Origin of the sequence: Thauera sp. WH-1, assembly GCF_047806685.1 — a bacterium.
In the GTDB taxonomy this organism is placed as follows: domain Bacteria; phylum Pseudomonadota; class Gammaproteobacteria; order Burkholderiales; family Rhodocyclaceae; genus Thauera.
In genome coordinates this window covers 133,856-148,524 of record NZ_JBLQGP010000008.1, presented here as the reverse complement: position 1 = coordinate 148,524, position 14,669 = coordinate 133,856, and the positions used below count along the sequence as shown (strand labels likewise).

Genomic DNA, 14,669 nt, shown 5'->3' with positions numbered 1-14,669 from the left:
GCGGTGGCAGGGGCGCCGGACCAAGGCCGGCGGCGCGCGCCGGACCCGGCTGGTGGCCCGCCTCAGAACACGCCGATCTGCTCGAACCAGGCGGTCGCTGCCGCTGCGCCGAGGAAGACGGCGGCGTGGAAAGCCGCCAGGCGGCGATAGTTGCGCGCGATGATCGCCGGGTCGAGGTCAGAGATCAGGTACAGGCGGCGGTCCTGCGGCTGGCGCATCACATGCAGCTCGGGCGCGGACAGCCGCGCCGCCTGGCGTTGGCGCACCTCGCGCCGGGCCTGCGCGCGCGCCAGCTCCCACTCCTTGAGGTCGAGCTCGCCGTTGCCGTCGAGGTCGAAGCGCGCAAGCAGGGCAGGGTGGTCGGTCTTCCACTCGGCGAGCAGGTCGCGCACCTGGGCGGCGAGGTCGAAATCGGCATCGATGCTGCCCAGCGTGGCGAAGTCGCCGAGCACGTACAGGCGGTCGTGGCGGATCAGCGACCACTGCGTGTAGCGCAGCTCGTCGCGCAGCGTGAGGTCGCGCCGGCGCACCAGCATCTCGGCGCCGTCGGGGTCGATCACGCAACTGCCGCTGCCATCCTCGAGCAGGAAGGACGCCTCGCTCTCGTCCCGGCTCACCGGCCGCCACTTGCCGTCGCGCTGCTTGCGCTCGATCAGCAGGCGGTACCACAGCACCGGCAGGCCATCGACCGGCGACAGCAGCGGCGTGCCGCCCAGCGGCTGGGCGCGGCCGCGCAGCTCGGCGTAGCCCTGGGCGGCGGAGGCAATGCGCGAGGTCGGCGTGTCGTCGATCAGGCGGGCATGGCGCAGCGCGCTCACCCAGCCCAGCAGGCCGGTGGCGAGCAGCAGTGCAAGCGCGATCAGGCTGGCCGCGCCCTGGTCGAAGTGCAGCACGGCCAGCACCAGGCCGAACTGCAGCGCCGGCAGCGCGAGCTGGCGCCGGCTGTGGCGAAGGCGGACGAGCATGGCGCGCGGGCCGGGCTAAGGCGCGTGGGTCGGCAAACGGAGGGGTGTGGGTGCGCGCAGCGCTCAGGCGCTGAACAAGGCCTTCAGGTCCACATCGGCCTTCTCGGCGACGCTGAACTGCAGCAGCGGCTGGGCGATGAAGTTGAACAGGCGGGCGACGATCAGGTCGGGAAACTGCTCGATGCGGATGTTGTGCACATTGACCGACTCGTTGTACCACTCGCGACGGTCGGCGATGCTGTTCTCGAGCGCGGTGATGCGGGTCTGCAACTGCATGAAATGCTCGTTGGCCTTCAGCTCGGGGTAGGCCTCGGCCACCGCGAAGATCTGCCCCAGCCCGGCGCGCAACAGGTTCTCGGCCGCGCCCAGCGCCGGCACGTCGTGCGCCTCGCGCGCCCTGGCCACACGTGCGCGCGCCTCGGTGACACGCGCCAGCGTCTCCTGCTCGAACTGCTTGTACTGGCGGCACACCTCGACCAGCTTGGGCAACTCGTCGTGGCGCTGCTTGAGCAGCACGTCGATGTTGGCCCAGGCCTTGGCGATGTTGTGCTTCAACTGCACGAGGCCGTTATAGACCACCACGCCATAGACCAGCGCGAGGACGACGAGGCCAAGGACAACCGCGGTACCGATGCTCATTGGGGGCGACTCCAGTTTGGACGCCGCCATCGTATACTGCCGTCCTCGCCGCGGATGTTGCGCATGCCACGGCGGCGAGCAAACAAAACCAGAAAGCGGAATCCCCACTCTTGTCGTTCGAACTGCCGTCCCTTCTGCGTCGCCCGGGCGTCGTGCTCGTGTGCGGCGCGCTCATCCTCACCCTGGCCATGGGCGTGCGCCACACCGGCGGCCTGTTCCTGCCGCCGATGACCGCCGACCAGGGCTGGTCGCGCGAGCTGTTCTCCTTCTCGATCGCCTTGCAGAACCTGTTGTGGGGCCTGTTCCAGCCCTTCGCCGGGGCCTTCGCCGACCGTCACGGCGCCGGCCGCACGCTGGTCGGCGGCGCGCTGCTCTACATCGTCGGCCTGGTGGTGATGGCGCATGCCGACACCGCCCTCGGCCTCAATCTGGGCGCCGGCCTGCTGATCGGCATGGGGCTGTCGGGCACCACCTTCAGTGTCGTGCTGGGCGTGATCGGGCGCATGGCCGCACCGGCAAAGCGCAGCATGGCGCTCGGCCTGGCCTCGGCCGGCGGCAGCTTCGGCCAGTTCGCGGTGCTGCCGGTGGGGCAGGCGCTGATCAGCACGGTGGGCTGGCAGGATGCGCTGCTGTGGCTGGCGGTCGGCATCGCCTTCATCATCCCGCTCGCGGCCGCTGTCACCGGCACCAGCGAGCGCAGCACCGGCTTCCAGCAGTCGCTCGGCGAGGCCCTGCACGAGGCGATGCGCACGCCCAGCTTCCACTACCTGTTCTGGAGCTTCTTCGTGTGCGGCTTCCAGACCGCCTTCATCATGCTGCACCTGCCGGCCTTCGTCGTCGATGGCGGCCTGTCGGCCAACATCGGCATGACGGCGGTGGCGCTGATCGGCCTGTTCAACATCTTCGGCTCCTTCCTGTCGGGCTGGCTCGGCGGCTGCTACAGCAAGAAGGGGCTGCTGGCCGGCATCTACGCGCTGCGCATTGTCGCCATCCTGGCGCTGCTGATGTTCCCGCTGTCCACGCTGAGCCTGTACGTGTTCGCCGCGGTGATGGGCCTGCTGTGGCTGGGCACGGTGCCGCTCACCAGCGGGCTGGTGGGGCAGATCTTCGGCCTGCGCTACGTCGGCATGCTGTACGGAATCGTCTTCCTCGGTCACCAGATCGGCGGCTTTCTCGGTGCCTGGCTGGGCGGGCGCATCTTCGACCTCAGCGGCTCGTACCTGATCGCCTGGTGGTTGTCGATCGCGCTGTCGGTGCTCGCCGCGCTGCTGTCGCTGCCGGTGCGCGAGGCGCCGCTGCTGCGCACCGCGGCGCGATGAGGGCCGAGCCATGAAGAAACCGCTGCCATGAACAAACCGCCGGCATGAAGACTCCGCTATTGCGCCTGCTGCTCGGCATCCTGGCTGCGGCCGTGCTTGCGCTGATCTTTGCCGCCTACCAGCACCCAGCGCTGCTGATCGACTTCGGCAACCTGATCTTCTGCGGCTGAGGGCTGGCGGGCGAGGCCGCGGCAGGCCTTCAGTCGTTGGCCGGTGCCGGCGGCAGGAAGCGCGGGCGGATCGCTTCCGGCATCCCCAGGCGCTGCAGCAGGGCCTCGCGGCCGAGGTGCAGCAGGGCCTCGATGGCGGCGATGTCGTCGGGCAGGGCGGGGTCGTCCCAGCCGTGCGCGAGGTGGCGGGCGAAGTCGGCGGCGAGCTGGATCGTGCGCACGCGCGGGTTGTCCTGCTGGCTGGCGTCGAGCAGGGGTGCCAGCAGCTCGGGCAGGCGCCAGGCGCGCACCAGGCCGAGCTGGATCTCCGCGGCACTCACGCCGAACACGGCGCGCTCGGCCTCGGCGGTGCGCAGGCCGGGCTGTGCGGCCTGGCGCGCCTGCACCTGCAGCGCCAGCTCGGGCGCAAAGATCCAGCACACGATCTCGGTGGCCTCGTGCAGCAGCGCGGCGACGGTGATCTCCTGCACGTCGAGGTCGCGGCGGACGATGGCGAACTCGCGCGCGAGCTCTGCGACCTGGCGCGCGCGCGCGATCACGCGCAGCACGCCGACCAGGGCTTTGGGCCGGGGGGCAAGCGCCGCTTCCACCGTGGGCAGCGCGCCGAAGGCGGTGAAGAAAGGCTCCACCCCCAGCATCATCACGGCGCGCTCGATGGTGGTGATGTCGTGGTTCTGCGACTGGCGGCGGTTGCGCTCGATGTGGGTCAAGAGCCGCATCGTCATCAGCGGGTCGGACAGCACGATCGCCGCGAGCGGGCGCGCGCCGATCGATTCCTCGCTGTGGCGCAGCGCCTCGAGCGCGCGCACGGTATGGCGCAACACCGGCAGCGGCTGGGCGGAGAAGTGATCGACGTAGGCCTGCACCGAGGGCAGGGGGTGTTGCAGCTGGGGCATGCGCGGCTCTGGCAGGGGGGCGGCAGATATCGTCATTATCGGCGGCACGCGGGGGAACTGAAGGCGTGCGCGCCAAGCACAGGCCAAGCCTGGCTTGGGGCTATAATTATGGCGCTCGCAGCGTCGGCGCGCGGCCGAGTTCCCTGCCGAACTTGCCGTCATCGGCGTTGCCGAATTCCAGGACCGCGCACAGGAGATGCCCGCATGACCCCCTTCAAGGCCTTCGTGATCGACCAGGACGACAAGCGCAAGGTCGTCAGCCGCATGGGCACGCTCGCGCCCGAGCAGCTCGACGCCGGCGAGGTGGCGATCCGCGTTCACTACTCCAGCATCAATTACAAGGATGCGCTGGCGGCCACGGGTGCGGGCAAGATCATCCGCCGCTTCCCCTGCGTGGGCGGCATCGACCTGTGCGGCGAGGTCGTCGATAGCGCCGATGCGCGCTTCAAGGCCGGCGACAAGGTCATCGCCACCAGCTTCGACATCGGTGTCGCGCATCACGGCGGCTATGCCGAATACGCGCGCGTGCCCGCCGCCTGGGTGGTGCCGCTGCCCGCCGGGCTGGACCTGTTCGAGGCCATGGCGCTGGGCACGGCCGGCTTCACCGCCGCGCTCGGCGTGGTGCGCATGGAAGACAACGGCCTGGCGCCTGCCAACGGCCCGGTCATCGTCACCGGCGCCACCGGCGGCGTGGGCGGGCTGGCCATCGACATGCTGGCCCGCCTCGGCTATCACGTTGTGGCGCTCACCGGTAAGGCAGCCGAGGCCGACTACCTGAAGATGCTCGGCGCCGCCGAGATCAAACTGCGCACCGAGATCGACCTCGACAAGGTGCGCCCGCTCGAGGCCGCGCAGTGGGCCGGCGCGGTGGACAACGTCGGCGGGCCGATCCTGCACTGGGTGCTGGCGACCATGAAGCAGGCGGGCACGGTGGCGAGCATCGGCAACGCCGCCAGCTTCAAGCTCGACACCACGGTGTTTCCCTTCATCCTGCGCGGTGTCAGCCTGCTCGGCATCGACTCGGGCTACATGGGCTTTCCCACCCGCCAGCGCGTGTGGGACCGCCTCGCCACCGACCTCAAGCCGCGCCACCTGGCGGCCGTCACGCGCACGATCGATTTCGATGCCTTGCCTGCCGCCTTCGACGATTTCATCCAGGGCCGGGTCAAGGGCCGCACGGTGGTCCGCATCGGCGCCTGATCGACAGCACAGAACGCAGCGGAGCGAGGAGGCTTGAGCAAGGTGGGGGAGCGGCGGTGGTGACGAGCGAAGACGACAAGCTGCCGCGCATCCTCGTGGTCGATGACTCGCGCATGGTGCGGGCGTCGATCGTCAAGCTCATCCGCGGCCGCTTCGAGGTGCGCGAGGAACCCGACGGCGAAGCCGGCTGGGAGGCGCTGCTGGTCGACCCCGCGATCGACCTCGTGCTCACCGACATCGGCATGCCGCGCCTGGATGGCTACGGCCTGCTCGAGCGCATCCGCGCCTCCAGGGTGTCGCGCGTGCGCGACCTGCCGGTGGTGATCATCTCCGGCGACGAGGACGAGTCGGCGCGCGAGCGTGCGCTCGCCCTCGGCGCCAACGGCTTCGTCGCCAAGGGCGCCGGCAGCGTCGAGCTGCTCGCCACCCTGAGTTCGCTGGTGCGCCTGTCGAAGGCCCAGCACGAGCTCGAGCGCAGCCGTGCCGCGCTGGCGAGCCAGAGCCCGGTCGACCCCGAGACGGGCCTCGCCAGCGCGGGCTACCTGCAGCACCGCGCCACCCAGGGGGTGTCCGAAGCGCGCCGCCGCCACACCGACATCGCGGCCCTGGTGATCGAGGTCGACCAGTTCGACGAGCTGGTCGATCGCCACGGCGCGCACGTCGTGCAGTTGATCCTGCGCAAGCTGTCGAAGATGCTCACCAGCCGCATCCGCACCGAAGACACCTTGTCGCAGCACTCGGCCTCGCAGTTCGCGCTGCTGTCGCCGGGCATCGACCGTGTCTCGAGCTGCGCCTTCGCGCTGCGCCTGCGCAGCAGCGTCGAGAAGCTGGTGATGGGCTATCGCGAGGAGCGCATCCGCGTCACGCTCAGCATCGGCGTGGCCAATGCGGCGGTCGATGGACGCAACACCGTCAGCGAGCTGCTGGGGCTCGCGCTCGAACGGGCGGCGGCGGCGCGCGCCGCCGGCGGCAATCGGGTGGTCGCGGATGCGGGCGAGGTGGATGCGGCGCTGATCGAGCGCGAGCTCGGCCGCCTCGTCAGCATCGACAACGCCTTGCGCCAGGTGCGCGCCGGCGCCCGCGCCGAGGTCGAGGCGCAGCTGCCCGAAATCATCGCAGCGCTGATGCCGCTGCTCGAATTGCTAGAATCGAAAACTCACTGCGGACTGCCGCTCAGGCAACTCGAAGCGCTCAAGCACAGAAGCGCGACCGACGGTGACGATGCGGAGGCCACCCGGACCTCCATTTGAAGTGGGAGTGGTCGCAGGTTTCGCTGCGCTGTCCCGGCGCTGCGGTGCAGGCAACACGTCATTTGCAGTACAGGGAAAATCGAAGGGAGAGAGGAAGCAATGACCGATTACCAGCAGTTTCACCGCCGTTCCATCGAAGACCGCGACGGGTTCTGGGCCGAACAGGCCCAGCTCGTGCATTGGAACAAGCCCGCAGAACAGATCTGCGATTTTTCCAATCCGCCTTTCGTCAAGTGGTTCAAGGGCGGCGAAACCAACCTCTGCTACAACGCGGTGGACCGCCACGCCGCTGCGCGCCCGAATGACCGCGCGCTGGTGTACATCTCGACCGAGACCAACGAGGAGAAGGTCTACTCCTTCGCCGAGCTGCAGCGCGAAGTCGAGCGCATGGCGGCGATCTACCAGGAGCTGGGCGTCAAGCGCGGCGACCGGGTGCTGATCTACATGCCGATGATCGCCGAGGCGGCGTTCGCCATGCTCGCCTGCGCACGCATCGGCGCGATCCACTCGGTGGTGTTCGGCGGCTTCGCCGCCGGCTCGCTCGCCACCCGCATCGACGACGCCAAGCCGGTGCTGATGGTCAGCTCGGACGCCGGCATGCGCAATGGCAAGCCGGTGCCCTACAAGCACCTGGTCGACGAAGCCTGCAGGCTGGCCGAATTCCCGCCCGCCAAGGTGCTGATCGTCGACCGTGGCCTGGACAAGGGTTTCGCCAAGGTCGAAGGCCGTGACGTCGACTACGCCGCGCTGCGCGCGAAGCATATGGACGCCCAGGTGCCGGCCGTGTGGCTGGAGTCCTCCGAGCCGAGCTACATCCTGTACACCTCCGGCACCACCGGCAAGCCCAAGGGCGTGCAGCGCGACACCGGCGGCTACACCGTGGCGCTGGCCGCGTCGATGAAGCACATCTTCACCGGTGCGGCCGGCGAGGCCATGTTCTCGACCTCGGACATCGGCTGGGTGGTCGGTCACAGCTACATCATCTACGGCCCGCTGATCGCCGGCATGGCCACCATCATGTACGAGGGCACGCCGCTGCGCCCCGACGCTGGCATCTGGTGGCAGATCGTCGAGAAGTACAAGGTCAGCGTGATGTTCTCGGCGCCCACCGCGGTGCGTGTGTTGAAGAAGCAGGACCCGGCCTTCCTCAAGAAGTACGACCTGTCCTCGCTCAAGCACCTGTTCCTGGCCGGCGAGCCGCTGGACGAGACCAGCCACGAGTGGATCATGAGTGAGCTCGGCATCCCGGTCATCGACAACTACTGGCAGACCGAGACCGGCTGGCCGATGCTCGCCATCTGCCGCGGCGTCGAGGACAGCCCGATCAAGCTCGGCTCGCCCGCCTTCCCGGTCTACGGCTACGACTTGCGCATCTTCCGCGAGGACGGCACCGAGTGCGGCGCCAACGAGAAGGGCATCGTCGGCATCGTGCCGCCGCTGCCGCCGGGCTGCCTGTCGACCGTGTGGGGCCAGGACGAGCGCTTCGTCAGCACCTACTTCAGCCTGTTCAAGGACCCGGTGGTGTATTCCTCGTCCGACTGGGGCATCAAGGACGACAAGGGCTACCACACCATCCTCGGCCGCATGGACGACGTCATCAACGTCGCCGGCCACCGTCTCGGCACGCGCGAGATCGAGGAAGCGGTGCAGACCCACCCGGCGATTGCCGAAGTGGCGGTGGTGGGCGTGGCCGATCAGCTCAAGGGACAGATGCCGATGGCCTTTGCGGTGGTGAAGGACGCGACCACGGTCGACACCGCCGACAAGCGCGCCGCGCTCGAGAAGGAGGTGATGAAGAAGGTGGACGAGAGCCTGGGCGCCATCGCCCGTCCGGCGCGGGTGCACTTCATCGGCGGCCTGCCCAAGACACGTTCGGGCAAGATGCTGCGGCGCTCGATCCAGGCCCTGGCCGAAGGGCGTGATGCGGGGGATCTGACGACGATCGACGATCCGAGCACGCTGGAGCAGATCAGGGAGGCGCTGAAGGGCTGATCGAAGCCAAAAGGCGAGGCCGGTTCGACGCTCTGGGCGTCACCGGCCTCATTTCCCTTGCACACTTGAATCGTCCATTTTCATCTGGCCCTTGCCCCATGCGCGGTAGACTCCTGTCCGTAATCCGGCTGGCATCAAGAAACCTCGCGCGACAACGACGCCGCACGGGCCTAGCGCTTGCGACCGTGATCGGCGGCGTAATTGCGTACTTGATCGCAGGCGGCTTCATCCAATGGATCTTTCACGACATGCGCGAGACGACCATACACTCGCAGCTTGGTCACGTGCAGATCACCCGCCCGGACTATTTCGGCAAGGGGCTCGGCGACCCCTACAACTATCTGTTGCCGCCCTCAGAGGCGCAGGCCCTCGCTGCGGCGGCGCCGGATGCGCTGACCGTTGCCCCCCGGCTTGCCTTCAGTGGCCTCATCAGCAAGGAAGACTCGACGATTTCGTTCATCGGTGAAGGGATCGAGCCCCAGCTCGAGGCGCCCATCACGAAGGCGATCACGATCGTGGCGGGGGCGGACCTGGCCCCCGAGGCGCAGAACGAGGTTCTGCTCGGCGAAGGCCTGGCTGCCAACCTCGGCGCAGTTCCGGGCGACCAGGTCGTACTGCTGGCGACGACGGCCTCGGGGGGCGTCAATGCCGTCGAGCTGCGGGTCACCGGGCTTTTTGCGACCACCACCAAGGCCTACGACGACACCGTGCTTCGCGTGCCGATTGCGGTGGCGCGAACCCTGATGCGCGTTGAAGGCGCGACTACCTGGGTCGTGCTGCTCCGCGATACGGACGCCACCTCCCGCGTCGTCCGCGGCCTGGCCGAAAAGTTGCCGGCGACCGAGTTCGAGGTCATCCCGTGGCACGCGCTTGCTGATTTCTACAACAAGACGGTGGAGCTGTACTCCCGGCAGATCGGCATCGTGCGGCTGCTGATTGCCCTCATCGTGATCCTGAGTGTGTCGAATACCATGTCGATGACCGTCATCGAGCGCACCGGTGAAATCGGAACCTCGATGGCCCTGGGGGTGCGGCGTGCCGGCATCCTGTCGCTTTTTCTGTGCGAAGGTGCGCTGCTGGGTCTTGCCGGCGGCATCTTCGGGGTAGGATTCGCCTATCTGCTCGGCGAATTCATCTCGTGGGTGGGTATTCCGATGCCGCCTCCCCCCGGCATGGCGCGGGGCTACACGGCCGGGATCAGAATTCCTCCGGAGCTGATGCTGGACGCGTTCGTGCTGGCCTTCTTCACCACACTCCTCGCAAGCCTGCTACCAGCCTGGAAGGCCTCTCGCATGAACATCGTCGATGCCCTTCGTCACCAGCGTTGACCCGAATGCTCACAAAGCTCGCGCTTCGCAACATCTTCAGGCAGAAGGCCCGCACGGCGATGACTTTGGCCGCGGTCGTGCTCGGCGTCGCCGGCCTGATTCTGGCCGGAGGCTTCGTCAAGGACATCTTCTTCCAGCTCGGCGAGGCCATCGTGCATTCGCAGACGGGACACGTTCAGGTCTTTCGCGATGGTTTTCTCGATCGTGGGAGCCGGCAGCCGGAGCGCTTCCTGATGGAGGACGTTACAGGCGTCGCCAGCAGGCTCGAAAAACATGGCGGCGTCGCTGAAGTAACGGCACGCTTGAACTTTTCCGGTCTGCTCAACAACGGCCGGCGCGACCTCGCGATCATTGGTGAGGGCATCGATCCCGACAAGGAAGCGCGCCTCGGCAGCTATATCAATCTTTTATCGGGCCGCCAACTCCGTGGCGATGACGCCTTTGGCATCCTGTTGGGCCAGGGCGTGGCCGCGTCCATGGATGTGGGGCCTGGCGATAGCGTCACGCTGGTGACCAACACCGCGGAGGGCGGGCTCAATACCGTCGATTTCGAAGTCGTGGGCATCTTCCAGACCTTCTCCAAGGACTTCGACGCGCGCGCGGTCAGAATCCCGCTGCCGGCGGCCCAGGAACTGATGTTCAGCACAGGCGCCAACCTGCTCGTCGTCGCCCTGGAGCGGACCGAAGACACCGACCGCAGTCTGGCGCTGATCAAGGCCAGCCTGCCGCCGGATCTCGAGGCCCGGGGCTGGCGCGAGCTGTCGGATTTCTACGACAAGGCGGTGGAGCTCTACGACCGCCAGTTTGGCGTGTTGCAGTTCATCATCCTGTTGATGGTCCTGCTGTCGGTCGCAAACGCAGTCAATATGGGCGTGTTCGAACGCTATGGCGAATTCGGCACCCTGCAGGCGCTGGGCAACACGCGCGCCCACGTATTTCGCCTGGTCGTGCTCGAGAACATGCTGCTCGGCATGATCGGCGCCGGGCTTGGCGTTATCCTCGGGCTTGCGCTGGCCGGCGCAATCTCGGCAGTTGGAATCCCGATGCCACCTCCTCCCAACTCGAATCAGGGGTACACCGCGCACATCCGGCCGGATCTGCTGACGGTCGTGCTGGCCTGGATCGTCGGCTTTGTCGCAACCGTGCTGGCCGCCTTGCTGCCGGCACGGCGGGTGTCTCGCACGCCTGTCGTCGATGCCCTGCGTCAGTCGATTTAACTTTCTCGGAACAGCCAGCCATGTCTTTCCTCGACAACTTCAACTTGGGTCATGGGTTCAGGAAGTACTTTCGGATTGGCGCTGCGCTCGATGATGATCTGCGCAATGCGGTCTATCGCATCCGCCACGAGGTCTACTGCGAGGATCTGCAGTTCGAGCCCGTGCGTCCCGACCGTCGCGAGACGGACGAATATGATGCCCGCAGCCTGCACTGCCTGCTGCGAAAGGTCGGCACGCCCGCTTACCCGGTTGGATGCACCCGGCTCGTATTGACCGATCCCGACTCGCCTCTTACTCCCTTGCCCTTCGAAAACACCTGTGCCGCGACGATCGATCGTTCGATCGTCGATCCGGCCAAGCTGCCGCGTGAGCGAATCGCCGAGGTATCACGTCTCGCCGTCCGGCGCGCATTCCGCCGCAGAAAAGGCGAGGAGCGCGTCAGTACGTCGATTCAGGAAGAGGATTTCGGTGTCGGCGACCAGCCCCGATTCCCCTACATCCCGATCGGCCTTTACATGGGGGCGATCGCGCTGGCGGCGCGCAATGGAATCGATGTGCTCTTCATGTTGACCGAGCCCAGGTTGGCGACCCACTTTGCCCGCCTGGGGGTCGACATTCGGCAGATCGGGGGCCCCGTGTCGCATCGCGGCACGCGTGTGCCGTCGATGCTCGACGTGCACGAGACCATTGGCAACATGCGCCTGATCATGAAGCCGCTGTGGCGAGAGATCCATGCCCAGATGGAGCTCAGCCACAACGAGCCTGCCTTCCTGCAAGGCCCCCAGGAAGCGGACTGATGTCGGATTTTTTTACAAGTTTGCGAGGCATAACAGGGGCTTGATCGGGGTTTGTTTAGAAGTGACGGTTTTTTAAGAGTTTTTTTATTCTTTCTTTTCTGGCCTGGCTCTTGCTTAGTGGTCTATACCGACAAGAATTTGTCACCTGAGACGAAAAACTCACGTCTCGCCATCCACGAGGAGAGTCACCATGAAATCACGTCCAGCTCTGAAGAAGCTTTCCGTCCTACTGGTAGGCTTGGCGAGTGCCGCGACCGTCCAGGCGGCGACGGTGGTTACCGAATGGACTTACAGCCTGACTGGGGTCTGGCAAAGCTTCGCACCGACTGCAGGTATCACCCTGTCAGGCGATGAGAAGACCCTTTCCTGGGGAGCGCCTGCCACCACGGGAGGTAACCAGTCCTCGCTGATGATCACGGATCCGGCGGCGCCGGGCAATGTGGTCACCCAGATCACCGGCGACAGCCCGCAGCTGGGCACCACTGCTACCGGCATCACGCTGACCCACAACAACAACCCGATCTTTGCCCCGAGCCTGACCAGTGCGGTGCTGCGCGCAACGCTCAACCTCACTGCGGCCCAGCCCGCGGAGGCAGTCGTCGGCGGTGGGCCGGGGCCGTTGCCTCCCCTCCTCTACGACATCTTGTTCACCGAGACGCCAAACACAGCAGGTACTTGCGTCATAGGTTCCAGCCCCACACCCTGCAACGACATCTTCGTCCAGCAGACCGGCTTCCTCAATCAACCGCTCACGTACAACGGCAACGATTATTTCATCAACATCTTCCCGACCTCGGGAGGGGTGCTGAGCACGCTTTCGGATGCAGCGTGTGCCGCCGCCGGGGCGGCTGATGGTTGCCTCGGGTTCTCCACGCCGGAGGGGCAGAGCACCGCCCTGCAGTTCGGTTTCACGATCTCCACCGAGCGTTTCAGCCAGGTTCCCGAGCCTGGTATTCTGGCGCTCCTGGGCATCGGTCTCGCGGCGGGTGCACTGACGGGCCGTCGCCGTCGCGCGTAAGCCGCGGCCAGGTCTGCTGCGATCAGGCCTGGCGGAACGAGGGTGCGAGGGGTGGGTCAGGCAACTGGCCCGCCCTTTTTGTTTGAGGCGTGCGCTTGCCGTCCGATGCCGCTGGCACGCGCGGTGCGCCGGGCTGCAGCCAGACCGCCGGGTTCTGGGGGGGCTTTCGTCGCTTCACCGTAGCGCTAGGCGGTGACGGAGGGGCACGCGCACTTTTTTTGCAGATTGTGGAGCAACAGAATGGATCTTGAGGCGGCAACGCGGGCCTGGCGAGCAATGGGGCCAGGGCTCGAGGTGCTCGATGCTGCGGCTGCAGCCGCCAAGTATGGGGTGGATACCACGGCGCTGCAGCGTCGCTTCCTTGGGGCATTGAGGCTGGAGCACGGCGAACTCGTGACCGACGTGATGCGCATTGCCTCGCGTTTCGGCGTACCGGTGTACCCCGTCAGTACTGGACGCAACTGGGGCTATGGCACGGCACTGCCGGTGCGCGACGACTGCATGGTGCTCGACCTGTCCGGGCTCACGCGCATCGTCGAGTTCGACGCGGAGTTGGGCATCGTGACGCTCGAGCCGGGCGTCACGCAGCAGATGCTGGCAGACTTCCTGGATCGTGGCAGACATCCCTTCCTGCTGCCGGTTACGGGTGCCGGGCCCCAATGCAGCCTGGTCGGCAATGCGCTCGAGCGCGGTTATGGCATCACGCCCGAAGGCGATCATTTCGCCGCGGTGACGAACATCGAGGCGGTGCTGGCCGATGGCTCGGTCTATCGCGGGATGCTGCGCGAACTGGCTGGCGATGACCTCGGCAGGCTGTTCAAATGGGGTGTCGGGCCCTATTGCGATGGGCTCTTCACGCAGAGCGGTTACGGCGTCGTCACCCGGATGTCGATCGCGCTGGCACGTCGCCCGCAGTGCATCAAGGCCGTGTTCTTCGGCGTGCGCGATGACAGCCTGCTCGAGGAGGCCGTCAAGCGCGTGCGCGACATTCTGGCTGCGCTTCCCGGGGTCGTGGGTGGCATCAATCTCATGAACCGCAGGCGTGTGCTCGCGATGGCCGCGCCGTATCCGGCTGATCAGGTCGGTGCGGACGGTCTCATCACGCCGGCGGCGGTGGAGGCCATGGGGCGGGCCTACCAGGTCATGCCGTGGACGGGCTTCGGCACGCTCTACGGGACATCCCGCGTCGTTCGCGCCGCGCAGCGCGAAATACGCCGCGCCTTGGCCGGTGTCGCCAGCCGCGTCGTCTTCCTCTCCATGGGGCAGGCCCAATTCCTTGCCCGCCTGACGCAGAAGCTGCCGGGCAGCCTGGGCGCGCGCGTGGGCAAGACCGCGGCGACCATCGCACAATCGCTGGAACTCGTCGAGGGGCGCCCCAATGAGACGGCCCTCCCGCTCTGTTACTGGCGCGGGGGATCCATGCCGCCGCAGGGGACGCCGCTGGACCCCGCACGCGACGGTTGCGGGCTGATGTGGTATGCGCCGCTCGTTCCCATGCGCCCCGGCACGGTGCGCAAGTATGTGGAAATGGTCGAGGAGCAGTGCCAACGGCACGGAATCGAGCCGCTCATCACGCTCACCTCGCTCAATGCAAGGCTATTCGACAGCACCGTGCCGATTCTCTTCAGGCGCGACGACGCCACCGAAGCCGCCGCTGCGCGGGCCTGTCTTGCCGCCCTCAGTGAGGCGGGGCGAACGCTCGGCACCCACCCCTATCGGCTCGGGGTGCAGGAGATGGGAAGACTGGGCGATCGCGACCGTGCCAGCGCAGATCTTTCGCAGCGCCTGAAGGCGGCGCTTGATCCTCAGGGGCTGATCGCGCCGGGGCGGTATGAGTAAGTGGCCTCGCCTACCGGCGGTCACATACAGCTAGCCGCC

General features: G+C 66.9%; 13 protein-coding genes. 10 read left to right on the top strand and 3 right to left on the bottom strand.

Translation table 11 applies throughout. The features are described from left to right. Positions 1-62 precede the first annotated feature (62 nt). Together ACMV5O_RS10405 and ACMV5O_RS10400 are read right to left on the bottom strand one after the other, a co-directional pair. Positions 63-965, bottom strand: a complete 903-nt coding sequence (locus ACMV5O_RS10405) for a hypothetical protein (RefSeq protein ID WP_416163391.1) — start codon at positions 963-965, stop codon at positions 63-65. A 63-nt stretch (positions 966-1,028) separates the two neighbouring features. Continuing rightward, positions 1,029-1,604 (bottom strand): LemA family protein, encoded by a 576-nt coding sequence (locus ACMV5O_RS10400; RefSeq protein ID WP_416163390.1) that lies wholly within the window; start codon positions 1,602-1,604, stop codon positions 1,029-1,031. 110 nt (positions 1,605-1,714) lie between these two features. Between ACMV5O_RS10400 and ACMV5O_RS10395 the strand changes: the two genes are divergently transcribed. Then, positions 1,715-2,923: an MFS transporter gene (locus ACMV5O_RS10395; RefSeq protein ID WP_416163389.1), complete on the top strand. Its 1,209-nt coding sequence runs from the start codon at positions 1,715-1,717 to the stop codon at positions 2,921-2,923. Between the two features lie 44 nt (positions 2,924-2,967). After that, the gene (locus ACMV5O_RS10390; protein WP_324543419.1) at positions 2,968-3,093 is read left to right on the top strand and encodes a hypothetical protein; all 126 of its coding nucleotides are present in this window, start codon (positions 2,968-2,970) and stop codon (positions 3,091-3,093) included. Positions 3,094-3,122: 29 nt separating this feature from the next. Here the strand turns inward: ACMV5O_RS10390 and ACMV5O_RS10385 are convergent, their stop codons facing one another. After that, positions 3,123-3,989, bottom strand: coding sequence for an HDOD domain-containing protein (locus ACMV5O_RS10385; RefSeq protein ID WP_416163388.1), 867 nt, complete (start codon positions 3,987-3,989; stop codon positions 3,123-3,125). A 204-nt stretch (positions 3,990-4,193) separates the two neighbouring features. Here ACMV5O_RS10385 and ACMV5O_RS10380 point away from each other — a divergent pair, with 204 nt between their 5' ends. From ACMV5O_RS10380 to ACMV5O_RS10345, 8 genes are all read left to right on the top strand, one after another. After that, entirely contained in the window at positions 4,194-5,189 is a 996-nt protein-coding gene (locus tag ACMV5O_RS10380) for an oxidoreductase (RefSeq protein WP_416163387.1), read from the top strand. 56 nt (positions 5,190-5,245) lie between these two features. Further along, a complete protein-coding gene (locus ACMV5O_RS10375) occupies positions 5,246-6,439 on the top strand; it encodes a response regulator (RefSeq protein ID WP_416163386.1) in 1,194 nt (397 codons plus the stop codon). Positions 6,440-6,538: 99 nt separating this feature from the next. Continuing rightward, complete coding sequence (locus ACMV5O_RS10370; RefSeq protein ID WP_416163385.1) at positions 6,539-8,431, top strand: propionate--CoA ligase; 1,893 nt, start codon at positions 6,539-6,541, stop codon at positions 8,429-8,431. Positions 8,432-8,529: 98 nt separating this feature from the next. Next, on the top strand, positions 8,530-9,759 hold the full coding sequence (locus ACMV5O_RS10365) for an ABC transporter permease (protein WP_416163384.1): 1,230 nt from the start codon (positions 8,530-8,532) through the stop codon (positions 9,757-9,759). 5 nt (positions 9,760-9,764) lie between these two features. Then, on the top strand, positions 9,765-10,976 hold the full coding sequence (locus ACMV5O_RS10360; protein WP_416163383.1) for an ABC transporter permease: 1,212 nt from the start codon (positions 9,765-9,767) through the stop codon (positions 10,974-10,976). 20 nt (positions 10,977-10,996) lie between these two features. Next, positions 10,997-11,773, top strand: a complete 777-nt coding sequence (locus tag ACMV5O_RS10355) for a PEP-CTERM/exosortase system-associated acyltransferase (protein ID WP_416163382.1) — start codon at positions 10,997-10,999, stop codon at positions 11,771-11,773. Between the two features lie 190 nt (positions 11,774-11,963). Next, positions 11,964-12,791: a THxN family PEP-CTERM protein gene (locus ACMV5O_RS10350; protein ID WP_416163381.1), complete on the top strand. Its 828-nt coding sequence runs from the start codon at positions 11,964-11,966 to the stop codon at positions 12,789-12,791. A 240-nt stretch (positions 12,792-13,031) separates the two neighbouring features. Then, the gene (locus ACMV5O_RS10345) at positions 13,032-14,630 is read left to right on the top strand and encodes an FAD-binding oxidoreductase (RefSeq protein WP_416163380.1); all 1,599 of its coding nucleotides are present in this window, start codon (positions 13,032-13,034) and stop codon (positions 14,628-14,630) included. Positions 14,631-14,669 lie beyond the last annotated feature (39 nt).

Bases quoted from the DNA above. Each gene is read 5' to 3' on its own strand.
- ACMV5O_RS10345 (WP_416163380.1), top strand. From the start codon at position 13,032: ATGGATCTTGAGGCGGCAACGCGGGCCTGGCGAGCAATGGGGCCAGGG.
- ACMV5O_RS10360 (WP_416163383.1), top strand. From the start codon at position 9,765: ATGCTCACAAAGCTCGCGCTTCGCAACATCTTCAGGCAGAAGGCCCGC.
- ACMV5O_RS10350 (WP_416163381.1), top strand. From the start codon at position 11,964: ATGAAATCACGTCCAGCTCTGAAGAAGCTTTCCGTCCTACTGGTAGGC.
- ACMV5O_RS10380 (WP_416163387.1), top strand. From the start codon at position 4,194: ATGACCCCCTTCAAGGCCTTCGTGATCGACCAGGACGACAAGCGCAAG.
- ACMV5O_RS10370 (WP_416163385.1), top strand. From the start codon at position 6,539: ATGACCGATTACCAGCAGTTTCACCGCCGTTCCATCGAAGACCGCGAC.
- ACMV5O_RS10355 (WP_416163382.1), top strand. From the start codon at position 10,997: ATGTCTTTCCTCGACAACTTCAACTTGGGTCATGGGTTCAGGAAGTAC.
- ACMV5O_RS10385 (WP_416163388.1), bottom strand. From the start codon at position 3,989: ATGCCCCAGCTGCAACACCCCCTGCCCTCGGTGCAGGCCTACGTCGAT.
- ACMV5O_RS10390 (WP_324543419.1), top strand. From the start codon at position 2,968: ATGAAGACTCCGCTATTGCGCCTGCTGCTCGGCATCCTGGCTGCGGCC.
- ACMV5O_RS10365 (WP_416163384.1), top strand. From the start codon at position 8,530: ATGCGCGGTAGACTCCTGTCCGTAATCCGGCTGGCATCAAGAAACCTC.
- ACMV5O_RS10405 (WP_416163391.1), bottom strand. From the start codon at position 965: ATGCTCGTCCGCCTTCGCCACAGCCGGCGCCAGCTCGCGCTGCCGGCG.
- ACMV5O_RS10400 (WP_416163390.1), bottom strand. From the start codon at position 1,604: ATGAGCATCGGTACCGCGGTTGTCCTTGGCCTCGTCGTCCTCGCGCTG.